The organism is Priestia sp. ABM2_011 (assembly GCF_056158845.1).
This window is the reverse complement of the sequence record NZ_JBSWUB010000001.1, coordinates 1,727,099-1,747,089: the sequence shown is the minus strand read 5'-3', so window position 1 is coordinate 1,747,089 and position 19,991 is coordinate 1,727,099. Positions and strand designations below refer to the sequence as shown.

The 19,991-nt window shown below is 36.2% G+C and carries 26 protein-coding genes and 2 pseudogenes; 8 read left to right on the top strand and 20 right to left on the bottom strand.

The features are described from left to right. Nucleotides 1-93: 93 nt before the first annotated feature. Nucleotides 94-1,056 carry a LysR family transcriptional regulator gene (locus tag ACXAE4_RS09250; protein WP_289578968.1) on the bottom strand — a complete coding sequence of 321 codons (963 nt, stop codon included), beginning with the start codon at nucleotides 1,054-1,056 and terminating at the stop codon, nucleotides 94-96. Between the two features lie 178 nt (nucleotides 1,057-1,234). On the opposite strand from ACXAE4_RS09250, the gene ACXAE4_RS09245 reads away from it, so the two are divergent. The 3 genes from ACXAE4_RS09245 to ACXAE4_RS09235 all read left to right on the top strand — a co-directional run bounded on the left by ACXAE4_RS09245 (nucleotide 1,235) and on the right by ACXAE4_RS09235 (nucleotide 3,834). Next, nucleotides 1,235-1,744, top strand: coding sequence for a cyclophilin-like fold protein (locus ACXAE4_RS09245; RefSeq protein ID WP_028414895.1), 510 nt, complete (start codon nucleotides 1,235-1,237; stop codon nucleotides 1,742-1,744). An 81-nt stretch (nucleotides 1,745-1,825) separates the two neighbouring features. Continuing rightward, nucleotides 1,826-2,995, top strand: a complete 1,170-nt coding sequence (locus ACXAE4_RS09240) for an MFS transporter (protein WP_475235896.1) — start codon at nucleotides 1,826-1,828, stop codon at nucleotides 2,993-2,995. Nucleotides 2,996-3,126: 131 nt separating this feature from the next. Continuing rightward, nucleotides 3,127-3,834, top strand: coding sequence for an SDR family oxidoreductase (locus ACXAE4_RS09235; RefSeq protein WP_028414897.1), 708 nt, complete (start codon nucleotides 3,127-3,129; stop codon nucleotides 3,832-3,834). A gap of 112 nt (nucleotides 3,835-3,946) precedes the next feature. Here ACXAE4_RS09235 and ACXAE4_RS09230 read toward each other — a convergent pair whose 3' ends face one another. From ACXAE4_RS09230 to ACXAE4_RS09220, 3 genes are all read right to left on the bottom strand, one after another. Further along, the gene (locus tag ACXAE4_RS09230) at nucleotides 3,947-4,357 is read right to left on the bottom strand and encodes a cupin domain-containing protein (protein WP_028414898.1); all 411 of its coding nucleotides are present in this window, start codon (nucleotides 4,355-4,357) and stop codon (nucleotides 3,947-3,949) included. 57 nt (nucleotides 4,358-4,414) lie between these two features. After that, nucleotides 4,415-5,278, bottom strand: a complete 864-nt coding sequence (locus ACXAE4_RS09225; RefSeq protein WP_154974202.1) for an aldo/keto reductase — start codon at nucleotides 5,276-5,278, stop codon at nucleotides 4,415-4,417. Between the two features lie 116 nt (nucleotides 5,279-5,394). Beyond that, complete coding sequence (locus tag ACXAE4_RS09220; RefSeq protein WP_205664270.1) at nucleotides 5,395-6,150, bottom strand: carboxymuconolactone decarboxylase family protein; 756 nt, start codon at nucleotides 6,148-6,150, stop codon at nucleotides 5,395-5,397. Between the two features lie 216 nt (nucleotides 6,151-6,366). Here ACXAE4_RS09220 and ACXAE4_RS09215 point away from each other — a divergent pair, with 216 nt between their 5' ends. Beyond that, nucleotides 6,367-6,915, top strand: coding sequence for a TetR/AcrR family transcriptional regulator (locus ACXAE4_RS09215; protein WP_028414900.1), 549 nt, complete (start codon nucleotides 6,367-6,369; stop codon nucleotides 6,913-6,915). A gap of 305 nt (nucleotides 6,916-7,220) precedes the next feature. Here the strand turns inward: ACXAE4_RS09215 and ACXAE4_RS09210 are convergent, their stop codons facing one another. The 10 genes and pseudogenes from ACXAE4_RS09210 to ACXAE4_RS09165 all read right to left on the bottom strand — a co-directional run bounded on the left by ACXAE4_RS09210 (nucleotide 7,221) and on the right by ACXAE4_RS09165 (nucleotide 13,968). After that, nucleotides 7,221-7,778 (bottom strand): sugar O-acetyltransferase, encoded by a 558-nt coding sequence (locus tag ACXAE4_RS09210; protein WP_098112455.1) that lies wholly within the window; start codon nucleotides 7,776-7,778, stop codon nucleotides 7,221-7,223. 166 nt (nucleotides 7,779-7,944) lie between these two features. Beyond that, nucleotides 7,945-9,303 carry an SLC45 family MFS transporter gene (locus ACXAE4_RS09205; protein WP_028414902.1) on the bottom strand — a complete coding sequence of 453 codons (1,359 nt, stop codon included), beginning with the start codon at nucleotides 9,301-9,303 and terminating at the stop codon, nucleotides 7,945-7,947. A gap of 1,290 nt (nucleotides 9,304-10,593) precedes the next feature. Further along, nucleotides 10,594-10,710, bottom strand: a pseudogene (locus tag ACXAE4_RS09200) (helix-turn-helix transcriptional regulator); the annotation flags it as partial. 191 nt (nucleotides 10,711-10,901) lie between these two features. Beyond that, nucleotides 10,902-11,054, bottom strand: a complete 153-nt coding sequence (locus ACXAE4_RS09195) for a YjcZ family sporulation protein (protein ID WP_013058439.1) — start codon at nucleotides 11,052-11,054, stop codon at nucleotides 10,902-10,904. Between the two features lie 284 nt (nucleotides 11,055-11,338). Then, on the bottom strand, nucleotides 11,339-11,446 hold the full coding sequence (locus ACXAE4_RS09190) for a YjcZ family sporulation protein (protein WP_081213975.1): 108 nt from the start codon (nucleotides 11,444-11,446) through the stop codon (nucleotides 11,339-11,341). A 201-nt stretch (nucleotides 11,447-11,647) separates the two neighbouring features. After that, the gene (locus tag ACXAE4_RS09185; RefSeq protein WP_155017466.1) at nucleotides 11,648-11,986 is read right to left on the bottom strand and encodes a CotD family spore coat protein; all 339 of its coding nucleotides are present in this window, start codon (nucleotides 11,984-11,986) and stop codon (nucleotides 11,648-11,650) included. A gap of 183 nt (nucleotides 11,987-12,169) precedes the next feature. Further along, nucleotides 12,170-12,358, bottom strand: a complete 189-nt coding sequence (locus tag ACXAE4_RS09180) for a hypothetical protein (RefSeq protein ID WP_028414904.1) — start codon at nucleotides 12,356-12,358, stop codon at nucleotides 12,170-12,172. 125 nt (nucleotides 12,359-12,483) lie between these two features. Beyond that, on the bottom strand, nucleotides 12,484-13,227 hold the full coding sequence (locus tag ACXAE4_RS09175) for an HAD family hydrolase (protein WP_289578244.1): 744 nt from the start codon (nucleotides 13,225-13,227) through the stop codon (nucleotides 12,484-12,486). Between the two features lie 218 nt (nucleotides 13,228-13,445). Then, nucleotides 13,446-13,628: a hypothetical protein gene (locus ACXAE4_RS09170; RefSeq protein ID WP_098112452.1), complete on the bottom strand. Its 183-nt coding sequence runs from the start codon at nucleotides 13,626-13,628 to the stop codon at nucleotides 13,446-13,448. A 133-nt stretch (nucleotides 13,629-13,761) separates the two neighbouring features. Further along, entirely contained in the window at nucleotides 13,762-13,968 is a 207-nt protein-coding gene (locus tag ACXAE4_RS09165; RefSeq protein ID WP_028414907.1) for a hypothetical protein, read from the bottom strand. Between the two features lie 516 nt (nucleotides 13,969-14,484). Here ACXAE4_RS09165 and ACXAE4_RS09160 point away from each other — a divergent pair. Both ACXAE4_RS09160 and ACXAE4_RS09155 read left to right on the top strand, forming a co-directional pair. Next, a complete protein-coding gene (locus tag ACXAE4_RS09160) occupies nucleotides 14,485-14,694 on the top strand; it encodes an alpha/beta-type small acid-soluble spore protein (protein WP_013084404.1) in 210 nt (69 codons plus the stop codon). Nucleotides 14,695-14,781: 87 nt separating this feature from the next. Then, nucleotides 14,782-14,940: a hypothetical protein gene (locus ACXAE4_RS09155; protein ID WP_165573614.1), complete on the top strand. Its 159-nt coding sequence runs from the start codon at nucleotides 14,782-14,784 to the stop codon at nucleotides 14,938-14,940. 221 nt (nucleotides 14,941-15,161) lie between these two features. Here the strand turns inward: ACXAE4_RS09155 and ACXAE4_RS09150 are convergent. Then, nucleotides 15,162-15,263: pseudogene (locus ACXAE4_RS09150) on the bottom strand (esterase); the annotation flags it as partial. A 265-nt stretch (nucleotides 15,264-15,528) separates the two neighbouring features. Here ACXAE4_RS09150 and ACXAE4_RS09145 point away from each other — a divergent pair. Further along, the gene (locus ACXAE4_RS09145) at nucleotides 15,529-16,317 is read left to right on the top strand and encodes a hypothetical protein (RefSeq protein ID WP_028414909.1); all 789 of its coding nucleotides are present in this window, start codon (nucleotides 15,529-15,531) and stop codon (nucleotides 16,315-16,317) included. Between the two features lie 4 nt (nucleotides 16,318-16,321). Continuing rightward, entirely contained in the window at nucleotides 16,322-16,792 is a 471-nt protein-coding gene (locus ACXAE4_RS09140; RefSeq protein WP_028414910.1) for a hypothetical protein, read from the top strand. A 212-nt stretch (nucleotides 16,793-17,004) separates the two neighbouring features. On the opposite strand, the gene ACXAE4_RS09135 is transcribed toward ACXAE4_RS09140, so the two are convergent. The 5 genes from ACXAE4_RS09135 to ACXAE4_RS09115 all read right to left on the bottom strand — a co-directional run bounded on the left by ACXAE4_RS09135 (nucleotide 17,005) and on the right by ACXAE4_RS09115 (nucleotide 19,977). Further along, nucleotides 17,005-17,523, bottom strand: coding sequence for a YfiT family bacillithiol transferase (locus ACXAE4_RS09135; protein WP_014458796.1), 519 nt, complete (start codon nucleotides 17,521-17,523; stop codon nucleotides 17,005-17,007). Between the two features lie 121 nt (nucleotides 17,524-17,644). Beyond that, nucleotides 17,645-18,178 carry a hypothetical protein gene (locus tag ACXAE4_RS09130; RefSeq protein ID WP_051418594.1) on the bottom strand — a complete coding sequence of 178 codons (534 nt, stop codon included), beginning with the start codon at nucleotides 18,176-18,178 and terminating at the stop codon, nucleotides 17,645-17,647. A gap of 196 nt (nucleotides 18,179-18,374) precedes the next feature. Beyond that, on the bottom strand, nucleotides 18,375-18,656 hold the full coding sequence (locus ACXAE4_RS09125) for a hypothetical protein (protein ID WP_025749994.1): 282 nt from the start codon (nucleotides 18,654-18,656) through the stop codon (nucleotides 18,375-18,377). Nucleotides 18,657-18,737: 81 nt separating this feature from the next. Then, complete coding sequence (locus ACXAE4_RS09120; RefSeq protein WP_028414911.1) at nucleotides 18,738-18,923, bottom strand: hypothetical protein; 186 nt, start codon at nucleotides 18,921-18,923, stop codon at nucleotides 18,738-18,740. A gap of 559 nt (nucleotides 18,924-19,482) precedes the next feature. After that, nucleotides 19,483-19,977 (bottom strand): DUF3267 domain-containing protein, encoded by a 495-nt coding sequence (locus ACXAE4_RS09115; RefSeq protein ID WP_155017582.1) that lies wholly within the window; start codon nucleotides 19,975-19,977, stop codon nucleotides 19,483-19,485. Between the last annotated feature and the right edge of the window lie 14 nt (nucleotides 19,978-19,991).

Below are 19,991 nucleotides of genomic sequence, written 5' to 3'. Positions count from 1 at the left end.
GACACTAACCCTGGCGAATGGGAGTTAATACATCATAATAAAACATCCTAAGGCTCTTAACATCACCTCCATACCCGCAGTAAAAAGACTTATCTACCATACCGTATAGATAAGTCTTTTTACTCCATTTGTTTGAACTAGACCGATGCGCTGGCAGTTTAGAGTTTGTGAAAATTCCCCCTGCAGTTCTTTTAAAAACGCATCAGCTGCAGCTGAAAGAACATGATGCTTTTTCCACACAATATTTAAACCCGATTCAAGTCTTGGCTGTAACGGCCTGAAACAAAGGTTGCTATTAGTAGACGTATTGACTATTTTATCAAGTGTTATGGCATACCCAATGCCTTCTTCAACCATAATGGCAGCATTATATGCAAGATTGTATGTAGTAACGATGTTTAATTTATGAAAGTCTTCGCCAAACCAATCCGAAAATTCATTTTTTGAAAATGTCTGCTTCATGGCCTGTCGTGAACAGATTAGTGGAGCGTTTAATAAATCCGCAGCTTGAATGCTTTCTTTGAGGGCAAGAGGACTGTCTCTTCTCATCACAACGCCCCAAACATCTTTGGCAGGGATATTAAGATAATTGTATTTTGAAATATCAGCCGGTTGAATTAAAATGCCAAAGTCAAGCAGCCCCTTGTCAAGCCGTTCCGTTATATCTTCTTCGTTTCCGCTGTAGAGGTGATATCGTATATTGGGATAACGTACCTGCACATCTTTTGCGACTCGTGCAATATGTTTCATTGCTTCTGTCTCCCCGCCCCCTATATAAATATCACCACCTATTGTTTCTTCCATGGAACTAAACTCCGCCTCCAATTTATCGACCATATTAACAATTTCCTCTGCCCTGTTTCGCAGAAGCATTCCTTCATCTGTCAAAATGATACTGTGACTGCTGCGAATAAATAATTTTTTGCCCAACTCTTGTTCAAGATCTTTTAATTGCCTAGACAGTGTTGGCTGTGTCACATGCAAAACATCAGCGGCCTTCGTGATGTTTCCTTCTCTTGCAACCGTAAGAAAATACCGCAAAACTCGAATTTCTATATCCCTCTCCTCCTTTCATAAGCTTTAGTATATACACTCCAGAAATGCTTATCAAACATATCATGATATGAGATATAAGTATTTTTTATATTTGGAAGAAGCCGTTAGAATAAACAACACAGAAGTTTATATCACACCATCAACATCTTTAATAATTCAATGTGGAAAGGAGCTTAAGATGAAAAAGCTGTTGTGCCTAGCTTCTATCTTAGTAACAAGCGTTGTCCTTGCCGCTTGTGGCAACAATAATTCATCTGCAACCGACCATAATGCCAGTAAGCATTTAAACCGAGTACCAGAACAAACAGAAGAAGTTAGTATTTCAAATACAAGAATAAAGTTAACGTTCAACAACAAAGAAGTGTTTGTTAGGATGTACGATAATCCAGCAAGTAAGGATTTTCTAGCTCAACTGCCTTTAACCGTAACGTTTGAAGATTATATAGGTAAAGAGAAAGTTAGTATTTTACAAAAAAGATTATCTATAGATGATGTACAAGCCGGAGACCTATCCAAAAAAGGAGACTTTGCTTATTACGCTCCTTGGGGAAATGTAGCTATTTTTTACAAAGATTTTGAGGATGCTACAAACGACCTTATCATACTAGGTCAAATTGAATCAGGAAAGGAAAATTTTGAAAATGTTGATGGTGATTTTACAGGTAGAATTGAAAAAGTGACTAAGTAACAACATGACAATACACCTTTAAACAACCCGCTTTACAGCAACTAGAACACAACATTTTTCAGAAAGAAGGATCTTTATTTTATGTCTAAACAAACTAAGCTACTTATATTTGTCTTAACTTTAGGAGCTTTCGGTATTATCAATACCGAAATGGGCGTTATAGGGATATTATCCTACATTGCGGATCACTTTCATATCAGTGTATCAAAGGCAGGATGGCTGGTGAGTCTCTTTGCGCTTACTGTGTCAATATCCGGTCCAACGATGCCGTTATTATTTTCGGGAGTCAATCGCAAGAAGGCAATGCTGCTTGTACTTGGTATTTTCATTTTCGGTAACATTATCTCTATCTTTACTTCTAATTTTGCTATTGCCATCATTGCGCGTGTGATTCCAGCTATTTTTCATCCAATTTATTTTTCAGCAGCTTTTACAATGGCAGCGAACTCAGTTAGCAAGGAAGAGGCTCCAAAAGCTGTTTCCAAAGTCTTTATTGGCGTATCTGCAGGTATGGTACTTGGTGTGCCGATCGCAAGTTTTCTTGCAAGTACAGTCTCGTTTCAACTATCAATGACGTTTTTTGCTGTTATTAACGCGATAGTATTTATTGCTACGTGGGCATTCTTCCCTTCAATACCTGTTAAAGAAAGACTTTCATACGGAGCACAGCTCAGCGTATTAAAAAAACCCGTTACTTGGCTTTCGATCATTGCTGTCCTTTTACTCAATTCAGCAGTATTTGGGGTATATAGCTATCTTGCTGAGTATCTTAAAAGCGTTACGAACCTTTCTGGACAATTAATTAGTTTCATGCTGGTGCTGTACGGTGTGGCAAATATTATCGGAAACATTATCGCAGGGAAATTACTTACGAAAAATGCCATTAAAACTGTAGTCGTTTTTCCTTTCGCATTGGGAGTCGTTTACATCATTTTATTCTTTATCGGACAGTTTACTTGGCCGATGGCTATCATGACTTTAGTTTGGGGAATATTTGCTGGTATAGGAACGAATATTAACCAATACTGGATTTCATCAGCAGCTCCAGAAGCTCCTGATTTCGCAAACGGACTATTTTTAGCATCCGTTAACTTAGGAACAACAATTGGTACAGCCGTAGGTGGACTATTTATATCAGGAATGGGTACACAATATGTTGTACTAGTGGGGATCTTGTCATTAGTATTGAGTGTACTATTCATTTTACCAAGAAGCTACATGCAACGTCCTGTAAGGCTACTTTCAAAATAAGACATCAACGCAACTTTCTTTCGGGATCCCTAGTAGGATCCCTTTGTTTTCTTTTATTAAATCTATGAAAAGCAGAAATCTGTTCTAATAAATGCTTACAGCATTAATATATATAAAATGGAGGACTTGAAATGGAAAACCACACTAAAGTGGCACTTGTCACCGGCGGAAATCGGGGTATTGGATATGAACTAGTGAGACAATTGGCGATGAAAGGTTTTAAGGTCATTTTGACGAGCCGAAATTCAGAAACCGGACATAAAGCCGTGCAAAAACTTAAAGACTCTCATCTTGATGTTTCATTTTTGACAATGGATATAAACAATCAAACAAGTATCAGTCAAGCTGCGGCTACAGTAAGTGAGCAATGTGGAAGATTGGATGTGCTAATTAATAACGCGGGCATATATTTAGATAAAAATCAAAAGTTAGTAGATATGGATCCTTCTGTTCTAGAGAAAACGCTAGAAACGAATTTCCTCGGTGCCTACCATGTAATCCGTTCCTTTATGCCCCTTATGGAACAGCAAGCCTACGGAAGAATTATTAATGTTTCCTCAGAATATGGAGCCCTGAGTGAAATGTCATCTCCAGGAGTAGGCGCTTATAAGTTATCTAAGCTCATTTTAAATGGCTTAACGCAGTTAATAGCTGCAGAAAGCACCAAAGATATCAAAATTAACGCGGTCGATCCGGGATGGGTAAGCTCAGATATGGGTGGACCATCGGCTCCAAGAACGCCACAGCAAGCTGCTCGTTCTATCCTTTGGTTAGCAACGATTGGACCCGAAGGACCTTCCGGAGGCTTTTTTAAAGACGGAAAACAAATCGATTGGTGAACTTTTATAGCGTTAAGGCTATTTCCTATGACATCTTGAATTTATAATAAAAACCCTACGGATTACTAGGAATAATCCGTAGGGTTTTTGCTTCTAAGATACATACGATCTATTATTTTATGCTATTATATTCCTCATCTGTTACTGGTTCTAACCATTCCGGCGTACCGGCAGTGATGGCAATGTGTTCAAACCAGCTGTCTTTTGCAGCACCATGCCAATGTTTGACACCATCATGCGTCACAATAACATCTCCAGCTTTTAAGAATTGTGCAGGTTTTCCTTCTTCTTGGTACCAACCTTCGCCCCCTGTTACTAATAGAAGCTGAAATCCATCACGATGAATATGCCAGTTATTGCGGCATCCAGGTTCAAAGGTTACATTTCCAACTCCAACGTTCACTTTAGGATCTGCGATTAAGGTTTGGAGATAACTTTGTCCAACAAAAAATTGTGCATACGCTTCATTCTTTTCACCTACTGGAAAAATAACGCCATTTTTTACTTCTTCATGTTTTGCCATTTTGATTCCTCCAATACTATCATTCATTGCTATAAAAAGTCCTCATTCGTTAGCCGTTTATTTTAATTTCCCGCCAAATACCGGGAAGTAGCTATGCTCACCATAATCTTGAATAGGTTCTACATTTTTCAAAGTCTCCATATCTGCATCGCTGATCACAAAGTCAAGCTTTGCATTGATTCTCATATGATCTGGGTTTGCCGTCTTAGGAATGACTGCAAGACCAAGCTGAATATCATAGCGCAGGCAAAGTTGAGCCACAGACACTCCGTATTTATCAGCTATTACCTTCACTTCTTTATTATCAAGAACCGCACCGTGCGCAATTGGTGAATATGCTTCTACCAAGATGCCATTCTTCTGGCAGAACTCAATTAACTCCAAAGGCGTATTGCTCACATGTGCCAATATTTGATTTACCATAGGCTTGATTTCACAGCTAGAAAGAATATTCTCTATATCATCCTGAAGGAAGTTAGAAAGGCCGATTGCCTTTACCTTCCCTGCATTATAAGCATCCTCCATTGCTTTCCATGCCTTTTTGTTTTCTTCGAAGTAACGTTTCTCTTCTCTAAACTCCGTCCAAGGCTGTGGACTGTGGATAATTAGAAGATCAATGTAATCCAGCCCCAACTTTGTTAAAGACTCATCAATGGAATTCGTAACTTCCTCATAAGTTTTTGCTTCTGCTGCAACCTTTGTTGTAATAAAAAGTTCTTCTCTTGCAACACCGCATGAACGGATTCCTTCGCCTATACCAGCTTCATTCATATAAGCTTGTGCCGTATCAATATGACGATACTCGCTAGATACCGCATCACGCACTGCCTGCGCTGCCTGTTCATCATCAAGCAGCCAAGTACCCAGGCCTAATAGCGGAATTTCTACACCGTTTGATAATTTATACGTTTCGTTAAACATGTTTTTTATCTCCTTTGAATTGTTTATTTTTTGTAATAACTTGTCCTATATACTTGAGCTTCCCATTTCTTATCAGAGAAATCTTCACATAAAACAGCAATTCTTACTCTCTTCTCTTAGTTTTCAAGGCTAATTTCATTAATACAAGCTAATGCATTCAGTGTTCTCGGAAAGCCCATATATGGAAGACAGTGAGTGATTGCATCAATCAATTGTTCCTTGTCATTTCCCACATTCAAGTTACCTTGTACATGTGCCTTCACTTGACCTTCAGCACCGCCTAACGCACTTACAATACAGAGAGTTAATAGCTCTCTTGTTTTCAAATCAAGTCCGCTGCGGGTGTAGAAATCTCCGAAGCAAAAAGCAGAAAGATATTCCTGTATATGCGTTTGATTCAATGGAGCATTCTTCTGCATTTTTTTAATAACATCTCCGAAAATCTCTACTTGAGTAGCCAGCCCTTTTTGCAAACGATTCTGTTCATCTATCGCCTTTTGGCTTTCAAGCGGTAACGCGATATGGTTTGCTTTAAAAACCTCATTCACTTCATTGACGGCATTTAACGTTTTTGGAAAGCCAATATATGGCGCACACTGATAAACAGCCTCTTTAATTTCTACAGGCGTTAGCCCAACATTCAGCGCTGCGCTAACATGTGCTTTTAACTGAGATAACGTCTGGTTAGTAACCAGAACGACCAGTGTAATTAGTTCACGTTGCTTATCGTCTAGGTCACCTTGATAAAAAACTTCTCCAAAAATGAAATGGCTCAGAATGTCTTGAAAATCCGGATCGGTAACATGTGTAGCCGGAACACCATCGCCAAACAGCTGTTTATATTTTTCTGCACTCTTATCAATACGGTTCATACACATCCCTCCTCTTGAATTTCATTTTTTTATACTTTTAAAACTCTCTATCTTTCTGTTGAAAAAATAATCAATATTGATTGATTAATCAACATCTGTCTATAATTATAAAAGCAAATAAAATCCTTTCAATCGTTAATTGAAGGCGATTCGTTGATTACTCAACAAATGAAGAGGTATTGTTGAATATCTTTTAAAAAAAGTGAGGTTTTTAAAATGGCGAAAGTGGATAGAAGAATACTAAAGAGCCAAGAGGCTATAAAAAACGCAGTGACTGAATTAATGACCCAAAAACGATTTGATGACATTACCATTCAGGATATTGCTGACAAAGCAAACGTTAACCGAGGCACGATTTATCTTCACTATATGGATAAATATGATTTATTAGATAAGATGATTGAAGAACATATGAACAACCTCGAAGAACTATGTCATTCGGCTGCTGATATGACGTTCCAAGAAGGAAATTATGTTTGGTTTGAATATTTTGAGCGTCACCATCTCTTCTTTTCAACCATGTTAGAAAGTAAAGGCGCTCATTATTTCCGCAGCCGTTTTCTCGAGTTAGTCATCCAAGAGTATGGTCCTGAAGTTGATACAACTGAAGGAGAAAACAAAGGGTTGCGTAAAGAGGTTGTTATTCAGTTCTTTGCCTCGGCCGTTGTAGGGACAGTAGAATGGTGGTTTAAAAACGGGATGCACGTTCCAACCGATGTAATAGCCGAGCAAACCGGCATATTGTTAGATCGGAATTTGGAATAATTTCATCCGTTTTACACGTACACATAAATGAAAATTCCCCCAAAGTGTAAAAGTGGCAGAAACTTTCTTATTAGAAGATTATGTTAATAAGCTGAGTTAGAGATGATATGACTTGCAGTCAGATAAAGAGATCATCTCAACATAAAAGAACAGCACTAAACCTGCTGAGTATCCATAGGTTTAGTGCTGCTCGAACATTTTGTTTTTTTAAAAACAGATATTGATTTTTACAGAAAGATTCATTTCTATCGGGAATAACTCTTTATTTTTTAGTTAATTTATAAACAATGTTTAGCTAGTAAAAATTAATCCAACTTTTTTATAATTTTTGCGGGGTTCCCTCCCACTACTACATGATCTGGAACATCTTTTATCACAACAGCTCCGGAAGCGATTACAGCATTATGTCCAATTGTAACGCCTGGATTGATGACAGCTCGTCCCCCAATCCATACATTATCTCCAATCGTGACGGGCTTGGTATATTCAACTTCTGTAATTCGCTGTTCTGCATTCACAGGATGAGTATTCGTATAAATATGTACGCCCGGTGCCATCATGCAGTTCTTACCTATTGTAATTCGTCCCCCATCTAAAAGTGTGCAGTCAAAGTTCGCATAAAAATTTTCTCCTACGTGGATATTGTATCCGTAGTCGCATCGAAAGTTAGATTCAAGGTAAATGCGTTCTCCTGTTGAACCAAATAGTTCCTTTAGTAACTCGGTACGCTTTTCATAATTCGTCTCATCTGTACCGTTAAACGAACGAACAAGCCTTCTTGCATCTTCCCGGTCCTTTACTAATTCTTGGTCTGCTGGAAAATACAGCTCGCCATCCACCATTTTTTCTTTTTCAGTTTTCATTGATTCATTCTCCATTCTTGTTATCAAATTTCCCACTAGATTGAATTCGTTTACATTTTATCATGATAGTCAATACAAAAATAAGATGTTTATAGATTCCGGTCAATAGCTCGAACACAAAAAAACTAAGAAACCACGCTGCTTTTGTACCATGGACAGCTACTAATTACTTTGTATATGTTTCCTTAATAATCGAAACAGACGCTGCTCCCGTAGCAAGTAAAATACCTGAGATTAAAATCATGCCCGGCATAGAAGATCCGATTATTGGGAACAAAGCAAAACTCAAGCAAGAAGCTATAATTTGCGGCAAACAAATACTTCCATTAAATAACCCTAGATATGTTCCCATATTCTTTCCTGACAGGGCGTTGGTAAGCATCGTGAACGGAAACGTCATCATAGCAGCCCAAGCGATGCCAATTAAAATAAATGAAGCAATCAGCATCCATTGATTGTGAATAAAAAAGACAGATCCAAAACCAATACCGCCTAGCAGTAAACTAAAAGCATACGCTGGCTTACGTTTGTTGTTGGCTACGCGTGACAAAACTAGTGACCAAATGACTGCGGCAATCGACTGTACAGCTGATAAAATGCCGAACCAGTTGCCAGCTGCTTGATAGCCGGAGCTAGACGGCTGATTCGTATACCAAACGTTTTCAGCGACTGCACCTGTACCGTATGTCCATAAATATTGAAAGCCCATCCAGCAGAAAAATTGAACAAGTGTGACCGTCCAAAAAACCTTTGGAGCGTTGCGAAGCAGTTTAAAAACGTTTACATTTTCTTTTGTAGCTTCATCTGGAATACCATGGTATGCTGCAAATTCTGCAGGTGAATATTCTTTTACTTTAAGTATTGTAAATAAACTACAAATAATTAACACAACGGCTCCAACATAAAATGAAATAACAACTGATTGTGGTACTACTCCTTTTGGTGCACTATTTGATACGCCTAATACCGTTAAAACAAAAGGGAAAATACAGGCTAGCACAGCACCGCTGTTTGATAGAAAACTTTGAATAGAATAGGCAAAACCTTTTTGCTCTTCATTGACCATGTCTCCAACCATCATCTTAAATGGCTGCATGGCTACATTTGATGATACGTCCATAAACAAAATAGTGATGGCGCCAAAAGTCATAGCAGCCACCGCACTAAAACCAAAACTGCCGGCGTTTGGCAGCAAACACATAACAATTACGGCTACAATTGCGCCAATCAGTAGATAGGGTATACGACGGCCAAGCCTTGGCATCCAGGTGCGATCTGAAAAATAACCAACTAAGGGCTGAACCACTAAACCGGCCAACGGCGGTAAAATAAAGAAAAAGCCTAATGTAGTTGGATCAGCACCGATTGTTTGAAATATACGTCCCATATTTGAACTCTGTAATGAGAATGCCATTTGTACACCTAAAAATCCAAAACTAATTAACCATATGGTACTGATCGGTAGATAAGGTAAGTTTGGCTGAACGCTTTTTTCACTGGTTTCAACGATTCTTTCTTCTAACATAACTGCCTCCTATGATTCAATTAACAGCCGCAAAAGATAGATGTTCTGATGTAAAGTGCTACGACATTCGTTGTGAACGTTTTCAAAACAACGATGAATACTGTAAATGCTAGTGTCTTTGGCTGGCTGTTTTCTATTTTGCTAGATTACCTCAGGAATACGGCATAACTAATAGTCCTGTCTAAAAATGCTGTTTGAGTATGTAAGAATTTTCACTATCTGCTCATCCGTAAGCTGCTGACTATCGCTTATACCTTCTTGAAAGTTTCATAAAATCTAATTATTAAAAACATTAGAATACTTTTATTTGAACATTATATACTAAACTAATAATTTAATGCAATCGTTTGCACAAATTATTTTTTAAATATTTAAAGACCTTCGAATCTCGTGACACTTTGCTTACATACTCATTATCATCGCTTTAATATTTCTAAGTAAAAGGAGGCTTTACTCTTGAAATCTTATAAAAAACCCAAAGAATATACGTATTCCTTGGGTTTGAGTTCCTTTAATTCACTTAATTTCCTTCTGGAGCAATCCATAATAGTAATTTCCTTCTGGAGCAATCCATAATAGAACAGAGATTATCTGTAATATAACTTTAACTGAAGGTTTTTGTAACCATAAGGATTATAAAGAAGATAACCGCGAAGAAAAATCCTTGACTGACAGGGCTAGTAGTCTTTTTATCTAAGGATTTTCGGGTAAATAGCTTGAAGAACAATGGAAACAGAATGCCTCCAATGATTGCTGTAATTAGTGCTTTAACTAACATCCAATACTCCTTTCTAAAAACTGTTAATATCCGTATATAGCTGGTTCAGTAGAGAAAACAACATCGCTCCATTTCCCGGGCAAATATTTTGGTAACCAATAGGAATGTTTAAGAATTGATCCCTTTAGCTATAACACTATTTTCTTATGTAAAAGGTTTTACAATTAAAAGCATAATAAACATGATAATCGCAAACAAAGCTCCCTGAAGAACAAAGTTTATTGGCCTATGAGTAGCTTCATTTGCTTTTAGAAAATACTTTGAACATCTTGTATGCATCATTATTTTTGCACATAAGCTAAATAAAACACCCGCACTGATTGAAGCAACTGCTGTTTTTAAGATATAAATTCACTCCTTTCTAAAACAATTGAAGGATACCCATAACTTAACATAAAAACCTAAATCCTACAAAAAATCATAGAATTGAAAACGTATGGTAATCGCCCGTAAACCATTCGTTTACAGACGAAGACGAAACTGTGAATTAGGCTAAGAAATTTTGTGGAAAACCGCTTATTTTCCCACTTATAGACGGCTTGTCTAGATACATTCATTTCCCCAGCTAAGTCTTCCCTGGACATCTTTTTCTCTTCTCTTAACTTCTGCAGCTGTTCCCCTAAATTCACTTTCATCACCTCTAAGGCTTAGCTTACAATAAATATGTAAAAAATTTCATAAATGCTTAGTAACAAGCTGCAAACCATTGGTTAACACGGCAGATATAAAGCGTACTCACTGGACATGTACAAATTCAACAAAGAAAAAAAGCTAGCATAAAGCTAACTTTTTTAAGTTAGAGATAAAGGCAGGCTAATAATTAGCAACCGCCAAATCCTCCCCAACAAGCACAGCCGATAATGATTAATAAGATAAACAGCACGATAATTAAAGCAAAACCACTGCCACCTCCGTAACCGCAGCCGCCGCCGTAACCATAGCCACAACCTCCGCCATAACCGCCAAAGAACATAAACTTCACCTCCTTCTTCTTCATACATTTAGCATATGATGAAAAACGAAATGTGCTCCACGAAGTGGATAAACTACGTTTTATATCACTATAAAAAAAACAATAACCTTTTAGTTTCTTTTACATACAATGAAGCATCCTCAAATCCCATATATGAGTTTTACACCCTCTGCAATAGAGTGTTTGAATTCCGCCCAATCAGTTCTATTGCGTATAAAAGCACTCCCTCACAACCTCGAATAAAAAAGTCTTTCTCAAATTAGAGAAAGACTTTTTTATTGTTATTAACAGCCAAATCCGCGGCCGTAACAGCTGCATCCAATAATGACAAGAAGAATAAACAGAACAACTAATAAAGCAAAACCAGAACCAGCTCCACCATAACTAGACATACAAACACTTCCTTTCGTGATATTTAACTAAAGGAAAAAACTTTAAACTTACATGGGTTAAGGTATTATATGTAGACATAGCTCATATCGATTGGATTTTGGTCTAAAATGGGCTATTTTGTTTAACGATAGCTAAATAACATCCTAAGTTTCACATAGTAAAAACCCTTCATTGTTAAAATGAAGGAGCTTTTTTGGCTATCAGCACCAAAGACGAGGTCTAGGAGGACAGCTTGGAGCACAAAAATGTTGGTGCGTTTCCTGACATACAACGGATTCTGTATGCGGGAATGAGTGCATATATTTATAATTTTTTTGATAAACATTTGTAGTATGACTCGGATGCATCACTGGCACAAACACATCTTGACCAGTAAAAGATGTATTTTGTTTAACTGGGTCATACTGAGCAGGCATGGTTTGAGGAGGCAATTGACCACAAGGTTTAGCTTGAGGATAACCACAGTTACCTTGCTGAGGATACATAGCGCCGTGATAACCACCGTAATTAGAGTGCTGATAAGGATAGTTGTTTCTCATATTAAAAATCTTCTCCTTTCTGTTAGTAGACTCCTATTACTGTATGTGAAACAACCATAGAATGTTTGGACAAATACCTAAAAAAGACCCTAAATAGTTAGGGTCTTTTTTACTAAGAGAAAAAATGTGTATCCTTAGTAACATAGCTATGATACTAAGAAATAAAAGGTTTTTTAATGCCCATTATTCCTCAAGATTAACATCCATCGCTCCGTTATCAATATTATTTAAAATGGTTTTGTTTTTATCGTCTAATTCATTACGTAAAAGTGAATTACGCGTCGCTTCGTATAAATCGTAGCTTCTTTCATCAACTGGAGAATTATGATCTTCACATATCATTTTTTCTGATTCTTTGGATTGACCTCCCATATCAGTCACCTCCTCTGTATAGTATGTGAGTTGATTAGAAAAAACATAATAACTTTATCTGCCCACTGTTGAGTAAGGTTTAATCAACGGTTAGCTGTTTCTGTATATTGTGTTTACATATGACCTTAGGTGAACACAACCATTTCTTGAGCGTGCTTTTGGATGATTTCTGGAACTTCCAGCAGTGAATGAACGGTTATTAATTTACCTTTTGGCGCAATATCAATTTCAACTTGGTTATAGCTCCACTCCAGTTCAGAAGGTACGTGAATCGCATGTATTCCAACCTCTACTGCCGGTCTTATATCGGTTTTTAATGAATTGCCAATCATCCAAGTTTTTTTTGGATCGTACTTAATTTGGTTTAGTATTTCTTTTAATGCAGGCGTATCTTTTTGTTCAGAAATAAATGCCCTTTTTTCAAAGTATTTAGCTAGCTCTAGCTGAACAATTTTTCTACCTTGGTTTTCCTCGTCTCCACCTGTGTGTAAGTAGAGATTATGTCCTTGTTCTTTAAGCTTATCTAATACTTCATACATATTTGGCAGAGGCTCTATCGGTACTTCAAATACACTTTGGCCAATTTTTTTGACTCTTTCGACTCTATCTTCATGAATATCTTGATGATTTTGTTCACTAAAAAATAAATAAGTAGCTACTAATGATTCTGGAAAACGGGAAGAGTGAAGGCCATACTTTTCGATACTTTTTAAATCTATCTCTAACTGCTTTTGTTTTATCTCTTCCTTAGTCAGATTTTCAAACCATTCCTGCAATTGAGCCACAAAAGCATTTATGGTGTCTCTAAAATATTTATTACAGTGAATAAGCGTATCGTCTAAATTAAAAAGTAAGGTTTGCTTCTGCATTTCGTGAAATCCTTTCTACAATGGATGTACAGACAATATATATATATAAATACTAACCGCTTTACCTATCCACGCCTAAAACCAAGATGAATTTTCCAATACCTTAGGCACAAGCAATTGATTACTACACTGAAATAAGAATATTTAGTGGAAAGATCCTTCTAACATATAAAATAGAAGGATCTTTTTATAAAATAAAACGCTGCAGAATATTCCTGCTAATAAATATAACGTTCAAAATGTTCTCTATTCATATTTGTTTTGAACGTAGAAGTACTCAGTCCTGAACGATTTATTAGCGGTTGGTTGCCTTCGTTTTCTTTAGGTATATTCATTTCAAGACCTTGTATAGTGAAAGGATCATACATATACGTTGTTCGTTCAGTTTCCGTATGCGACATTAACTTCACCTCTATTAATAGCCCTCGTTTTTTTAAATCATGTTAACTCGTTTACAGCAATCCTCGAATAAAAATAGCTACGTTTCATAGGTCTTTTCGCTAAAAAAAGATCCGCCGTTTTCTACTTTTTTTATTACGTTGTAATTTCTTGTGGCTCTTCGCCTTCAAGGTCAGTAAAGAAATTTTCTAAGGATTCCCTTGGGTCAAGAGCACGTCCGTCTTCTTCGACAATACGGTTAAGCGTAGGATCATTATTGCTATCTTTATTTTTATAGTTGTTATAATCAACTCTTTCTGCAATTCCTGAATTATCAACGTCTTTAAAGTCTTTCTTTGGCATAAAAACACCTCCTAGCCCTATTGTTTGAAAATTTGAAGATAAAATAAGTGGAAGGTTAAGTTATATTTTTATTTCCCCAGAATTAATTAGATACTTGTTGCTAAGAGATATGTACAACATGCTTAATTGTTTTACGAAATGGGGAAACTAAAACGTCAAAACTGAATTTACAGAGGAAGAATAACTAAACACACTTCTTAAAATAGCTATAAAAAGCAATCATTTTTATTAATCCAAAGACTAATTCTTTAAAGAGTTAGTCCTTTGTCATTCAATTAGTATACTCATGAACATGAAAAAAGAATGACAAATGAACTGTCATTCTTTCTCCTACACATGGCAAGCGTATAGTTTTCTTCACAAGGAAATGAAACATCTAATACCACTTTTTATAGTGTCATTTGTTACTAAAAAATAGTATAGGAAGCACGTAAGAAAATAATACATCCATTATTTACTATGTATGTACTTCTTCTAAGATAGGAAATTTAAATAGAAACAAGGAGGTGACACAACATGGCAAACAACAAAAGCAGCAACAACAACGAATTATTAGTATACGGTGCTGAACAAGCAATCGATCAAATGAAATATGAAATCGCGAGCGAATTTGGTGTAAACCTTGGTGCTGACACAACTGCACGTGCAAACGGATCAGTAGGTGGCGAAATCACTAAGCGTCTTGTACAAATGGCTGAGCAACAACTTGGCGGCGGACGCTTCTAACTAAGACAACTTTATAATTGATGGCTGAAGGAAGAATGGATCTCCATTCTTCCTTTTTGTACGAATAAAAAAGGAAGGAGAGATTATATGCAGCAAAATCAACCGGCTAAAGAAAATGCGGGCTTTACTGAAAAATCAGCAGCTTCTGCAACAAATGCACAACAAGTAAAACAAGAAATCCAAAGAGACATAAATGAAGGGCAAGGTGCAATGACTTCTCGAGAAGCAGGCGCAATGCGCGATTAAAAAAACACTTTAAGCAGTTTTTAATCACGGACTCTTTGTATAAGAACCTATAAAAGTACCTCAATTAACCGAGGTACTTTTAGCAGTCTACTCTATTTCGACGGGGGAAATACTGTGACTTCGGGTGTGTTTCATTAGGTCTATACTGGTGAAACACAAAGGCAAACGGTCTAATCCCCAATATATAAAAGGCGAGCCTGCCTTGTCCACCTGAAAAATAATTAGTTTGTATTTTGTCCCTCGCCATTCAGCCCTTCTTTTATGTACGCGTTAACCTGACTATTTGAAAGCAACCCAATATGTCCAATGCCATAAAGTTGAATATATTTCTATATCTTGAACAAACGAATCAAGACGCCGTGAAGCATCTAACCATCTCTTTATTAACATAATACCAATTGTTAGAAACAACATGTAAAAAAGCTCTCTATCGAAAGATAAAGAGCTTTTTCTTATCAACGAGTTCTCCATTTTGACAAAGATTAAGTGTATATCAATGGATATTGCATAAAATAAGTAAACAAGACCATATTAAATATGAATGATAGGTATAAAAGTGTATTTTCTTCCAATCATAGGAGATCGTATATGAATAATTATAAAAATGACAATACTGCAAGACGCTATATTGCTCATGTCAGTATATTTGGAACGACTCAAATTCATTTAAGAAACCCCTATATTGTTGCTTGGTGGTCAGCAGCTTTTCCTGGGTTTGGACACTTGCTACTGTCTAAATACCTTCGCGGCTTTGTGTTATTTATATGGGAGGTCGTCATAAACCTTAAATCTCATGTAAATTTAGCAATGATTTATTCTTTTCAAGGAAACATTGATATGGCCAAAGACGTGCTTAATACAAGATGGCTTCTTATTTATATTCCCGTTTATATTTTTGCTATATGGGATAGTTACCGAACAACCGTTGATTTAAATAAAATATACGTGTTAGCTGAAAGAGAAAATCATCGGTTCAACTCCTTTAGTATAGGAGCCATGGAAATAAACTATTTAGATAAACGGAATCCCATCTTGTCCGTTGCCTGGTCCTTTTTGATGCCAGGTCTAGGACAACTTTATATTCATCGGATCATTGGTGCTTTCTTTGTTATCATTTGGGCAGTCATTTTCTTTTATTATTCCCATCTACTTGAAGGGATTTCTCTGCTATTTTTAGGAGAAATAAAACAGGCTACTTCCGCTTTAAATAAAGAATGGCTGTTATTTTTCCCTTCCCTATATGGTTTTGCTACTTTTGATTCCTACATGAATACTGTTGAGAACAATAAACTTGTGGAAAGAGAGCAAAAAAACTTCTTCGAGAAAACGTATCAACATCCAAGCTTTTGTATTGTGAAAGGAAAAAAGGTGGAGTGAAAACATGCAGATCTTTTCTACATTTGAATACTCCAGTTACATAGAGTTAGCTGTTTCGGAGCTAGAGAGAAAAGGGATAAAGAAAAGGGATATATTTATTGTTCCTCTTAATAATCGAACAGAAAATCGCCGGATTTTTGATAGCCTTCATCGAGCAGATGGAGTTTCTCTTATTGATTTAGGAATGGCTTTAGCCACAGCCTTTTCCGTCATTGGTGCAAGCATTGGCTTTAAACTAAGCTGGGGCCCTATTTATTGGGGAATTATTAGTGCTTTTATCGGATTTAGCTTAGGATTGGGAATTAAACTATTTATATTTAAAGTAATCAGGAAAAATCAACGACTTCTGCGTGGCAAACATTCAGAAGTCATACTCATTGTGGATTGTCGTACGGTGGATGCCGAAATGGTTGAACAAACTTTGTGGAAAAACCTTGCCTTAGGTGTTTCAAAAGTTAGATCTGATGGCTTATAAAAATAAGTCACCATCGTACAATACAATAGCGAGATGCAGGATGAATGAATCACTATTCAGGATTAGAGATAACTTCCTTAACGGTTTGAGGGATTGAGGGAGTTTTCCTGTTTTTAAGCTGTATACTCTTCAATTAGCATAATTTCATTTATTAGAACCAAAAAAGCTCTTAAAAAGAGCTTTTTTGGTTCTAACATATGTTAAATGCCATTCTACCATCCTCTTTGATTTCTTAATGTGGTAATATGAGCAATATGATGCTTTCCATGCCAAGCGTAAGTGGCTATTAATTGCTCAATCGTCACTTCCCCATTTTCAGGATGGTGGATCATTTTCTTCAAATCTTTTTCATCAAGTGAGTTTAAAACTTTATGAAGACGCTTATGTAAAGCTGAAAAAAGTTGAAGAGAAACTTCTATCGGTAAATCATTATCAGGCAGAGTGGACCAAGCTACTTCATCATAGGCCTTAATAGTAGGTGCTTGCTCTGTTAAGCCTAATTTAAAACGAGTATAAGCATTCATATGTGAGTCAGCTAAATGATGGACAACTTGACTTAATTTCCAACCGCCTTCTCGATAAGGCGTAGCTAACTGCTCGTTTGTCAGCCCTTCTACAGCATAAGCTAATTGCTTTGGTGCATCTCCAATGTCATGAATCCAACCTTGAATATCTTCTTTCTGAATATTTTCCTTCACGGTAAATTTTCCAATAGGATATTGATTAAACATACTTCTTCCTCCCTTTCTAATTTTGTTAATATCTAGTATAGCACTCTATATGAAAATAAACTTGAATATTCAGAATAAACAACAGACGGATAAAGTGTTAAAAATAAATAAAAAAAGATCTTCAGCTATTGGAAGATCCTTTTTGGATAGTTGCTTTAAGCACTTGTAATCTTGACTGAGAATCATTGGTTTGCCTAATTACTTTTTCCACAATGTACTGATATCCATATAAAACAACGGCTAAAACCGTAGTCATCCCCCAGTACATGCTTGGCGACATCTTTTTCATTTTAAAGATGCCCACTTTTTTCAAAGCACCGCCAAAAGGGAAAATATTAAACCAGTCTAACACCGTATTGGCAAGTATGTATTTTAGAAAAGAGCCGTACGTTAGCTTAAATATCCAAAGCGTTCCTATTAAGTGCGGACCTAAAATATAAGTAAAATCTATAGGTGCTTTAGGAAATAAAGGATTGTTGTTTCTAAACCATTTTTTCTGATTAGCAATGACGGTAAACACAATGATGAATAAGTTAGCGAAAGTAGCTACAGGCAAAAAGCGGACAAATGATTTTGTTCCTATAAAAGGCGCAGTTAACCATGGAAAGATTAGCACGCTTAAAGAAATGATCAATTTTCTTTTATACTTACGCATGAATTGTCTCCTCAAACTGTATTTTCGTAAATATTATTACCTAAAATTGAAAGTTTATGTAATATACCACAACGATTCCAGACAAAGATAACCTAGCTAACGATGACATACGTTTATTTCTAGTGACGATGGCATTAAAATCCAATCCTCAAAAAAAGAAGCATCTAGTCTTTAAAGACTAAATGCTTCTCCTCCTTTACACCTTATAGATTTCATTAGACGACAGCCAGTCAACGAATTGATGATACGGATAATATGTAGTCCCTTTCAGCTCTATTTTTGGAGCTCCAGGATATTTAGTTAACAGTTCTTCAATTTCACCCTTACTCAAATGAAAGTGATAGTGTAGATCTTTTTCTTTAATCAAATAAGGATATTTTGATTTCCTTTGAGGTTTACTAAAATTTTTTAAACCATCGCCTATAAAATAACCAAGGGCAGCTAATCCTAACGCTAACCAAAAAAAGTTCATTTCCAAAACAGGATACCCCCCAAACATTTCTAATAAATACATTCTAGCGTAAGATTCATAACAAAGAGATCTTACTTTATAAGATCTCTACAAATTAGCCAGTTTTTCATCAGCTATAAACTTCATAAGTATACCTGCCCCTGAAACATTTAATAATATGCTGCTTCCTAAAATAACACCATATAATAATCCAGCTATATGTAATGTTAAAGCTAAAATCAAAAAGACTGTTCCTATACCAACTAAAAATAATCCCAAGCTTCGATTATCCATCTATTTCACCACCAAAAAAATAAATATAGTTATATTTTAACATAATTATAATTATTTCACTTATCAAAAAGAAGGAGAAGCTAAGCTATGTTAGTTTCCCCTTCTTTTTGTAACTCCAGTTTTCATTAAAAACCCTGCGGATATAATACAGGCAGCAGATAAAAGCAACCCTGTTAATCCCTGTTTTAAAATAAACCCAAAGATTATAATAGAAAATGATCCTAAAAAGAACATCAACTTGACTAAAACATTTCTTTTGCTCATTTACCCAATCATCTCGATTCTATATACAAATAATACATATAGTTACTCCCTCTGTTCTCTTTGTCCAGCACTCCAAGCTAACGCTAATATAGAAATCGTTACTACTAGTGCAGTCACCATAACTATATCCACCTCTTATTCCTTATAATTACATTTTAACATATTTTTAGAATACTGTTGGAACGGAGATTATCCGAAACTGACTAGTATAAAACGGATTACCAGCACAAAAAGAGCATCTAATTACTATAAGTGCTCCTTTTTTAGGTATTAGTACAACTAGACCCCTGTCCTACTACTTTACTTGGTAATAACCTCTGCAAAAAAACGAGTTCTTCGGTTTAATAGCAATTAAAAATGAGTTATAGATATCTGAGCCAGAAATGAATGTATTTATCCAACATACAAATAATAGGATGGATCTAATGTTTCCTGATACATAGAACGACGTAATAGCAGGAACTATCGATAATACAAGAAAAGGCAAGCTCATAAAGATCCAATATCTCGTTTTAGATAGAGTTGCATTTGTATTGAGCCAGAAAAATATTCCGCTAAATGTCAAGCTCACATCACCTTTTTTATATACGACTAAAACGTGCAGACATTCATGAATAGCAAAGACAATCATACCCATTATAATAAGATAAAAGAGATTGATGTGAGTAAAGCCTGCTCCAAAGAAATAAGGTATTGATAGAATAATAATCTGAAGCAAATGTACAAACTTCATATAGTGTTTTCGATACCACGTATTCTGGATAAAAGGTGTCCATTCAGAAAAGTCCATGCTTATTTGTGGCA

What these genes read in the sequence shown, in the direction of transcription:
- ACXAE4_RS09245 (WP_028414895.1), top strand. Translation starts at nt 1,235, where the DNA reads ATGAAAAAGCTGTTGTGCCTAGCTTCTATCTTAGTAACAAGCGTTGTC.
- ACXAE4_RS09240 (WP_475235896.1), top strand. Translation starts at nt 1,826, where the DNA reads ATGTCTAAACAAACTAAGCTACTTATATTTGTCTTAACTTTAGGAGCT.
- ACXAE4_RS09235 (WP_028414897.1), top strand. Translation starts at nt 3,127, where the DNA reads ATGGAAAACCACACTAAAGTGGCACTTGTCACCGGCGGAAATCGGGGT.
- ACXAE4_RS09230 (WP_028414898.1), bottom strand. Translation starts at nt 4,357, where the DNA reads ATGGCAAAACATGAAGAAGTAAAAAATGGCGTTATTTTTCCAGTAGGT.
- ACXAE4_RS09225 (WP_154974202.1), bottom strand. Translation starts at nt 5,278, where the DNA reads ATGTTTAACGAAACGTATAAATTATCAAACGGTGTAGAAATTCCGCTA.
- ACXAE4_RS09220 (WP_205664270.1), bottom strand. Translation starts at nt 6,150, where the DNA reads ATGAACCGTATTGATAAGAGTGCAGAAAAATATAAACAGCTGTTTGGC.
- ACXAE4_RS09215 (WP_028414900.1), top strand. Translation starts at nt 6,367, where the DNA reads ATGGCGAAAGTGGATAGAAGAATACTAAAGAGCCAAGAGGCTATAAAA.
- ACXAE4_RS09210 (WP_098112455.1), bottom strand. Translation starts at nt 7,778, where the DNA reads ATGAAAACTGAAAAAGAAAAAATGGTGGATGGCGAGCTGTATTTTCCA.
- ACXAE4_RS09205 (WP_028414902.1), bottom strand. Translation starts at nt 9,303, where the DNA reads ATGTTAGAAGAAAGAATCGTTGAAACCAGTGAAAAAAGCGTTCAGCCA.
- ACXAE4_RS09195 (WP_013058439.1), bottom strand. Translation starts at nt 11,054, where the DNA reads ATGTTCTTTGGCGGTTATGGCGGAGGTTGTGGCTATGGTTACGGCGGC.
- ACXAE4_RS09190 (WP_081213975.1), bottom strand. Translation starts at nt 11,446, where the DNA reads ATGTCTAGTTATGGTGGAGCTGGTTCTGGTTTTGCTTTATTAGTTGTT.
- ACXAE4_RS09185 (WP_155017466.1), bottom strand. Translation starts at nt 11,986, where the DNA reads ATGAGAAACAACTATCCTTATCAGCACTCTAATTACGGTGGTTATCAC.
- ACXAE4_RS09180 (WP_028414904.1), bottom strand. Translation starts at nt 12,358, where the DNA reads ATGGGAGGTCAATCCAAAGAATCAGAAAAAATGATATGTGAAGATCAT.
- ACXAE4_RS09175 (WP_289578244.1), bottom strand. Translation starts at nt 13,227, where the DNA reads ATGCAGAAGCAAACCTTACTTTTTAATTTAGACGATACGCTTATTCAC.
- ACXAE4_RS09170 (WP_098112452.1), bottom strand. Translation starts at nt 13,628, where the DNA reads ATGTCGCATACGGAAACTGAACGAACAACGTATATGTATGATCCTTTC.
- ACXAE4_RS09165 (WP_028414907.1), bottom strand. Translation starts at nt 13,968, where the DNA reads ATGCCAAAGAAAGACTTTAAAGACGTTGATAATTCAGGAATTGCAGAA.
- ACXAE4_RS09160 (WP_013084404.1), top strand. Translation starts at nt 14,485, where the DNA reads ATGGCAAACAACAAAAGCAGCAACAACAACGAATTATTAGTATACGGT.
- ACXAE4_RS09155 (WP_165573614.1), top strand. Translation starts at nt 14,782, where the DNA reads ATGCAGCAAAATCAACCGGCTAAAGAAAATGCGGGCTTTACTGAAAAA.
- ACXAE4_RS09145 (WP_028414909.1), top strand. Translation starts at nt 15,529, where the DNA reads ATGAATAATTATAAAAATGACAATACTGCAAGACGCTATATTGCTCAT.
- ACXAE4_RS09140 (WP_028414910.1), top strand. Translation starts at nt 16,322, where the DNA reads ATGCAGATCTTTTCTACATTTGAATACTCCAGTTACATAGAGTTAGCT.
- ACXAE4_RS09135 (WP_014458796.1), bottom strand. Translation starts at nt 17,523, where the DNA reads ATGTTTAATCAATATCCTATTGGAAAATTTACCGTGAAGGAAAATATT.
- ACXAE4_RS09130 (WP_051418594.1), bottom strand. Translation starts at nt 18,178, where the DNA reads ATGCGTAAGTATAAAAGAAAATTGATCATTTCTTTAAGCGTGCTAATC.
- ACXAE4_RS09120 (WP_028414911.1), bottom strand. Translation starts at nt 18,923, where the DNA reads ATGGATAATCGAAGCTTGGGATTATTTTTAGTTGGTATAGGAACAGTC.
- ACXAE4_RS09115 (WP_155017582.1), bottom strand. Translation starts at nt 19,977, where the DNA reads ATGGACTTTTCTGAATGGACACCTTTTATCCAGAATACGTGGTATCGA.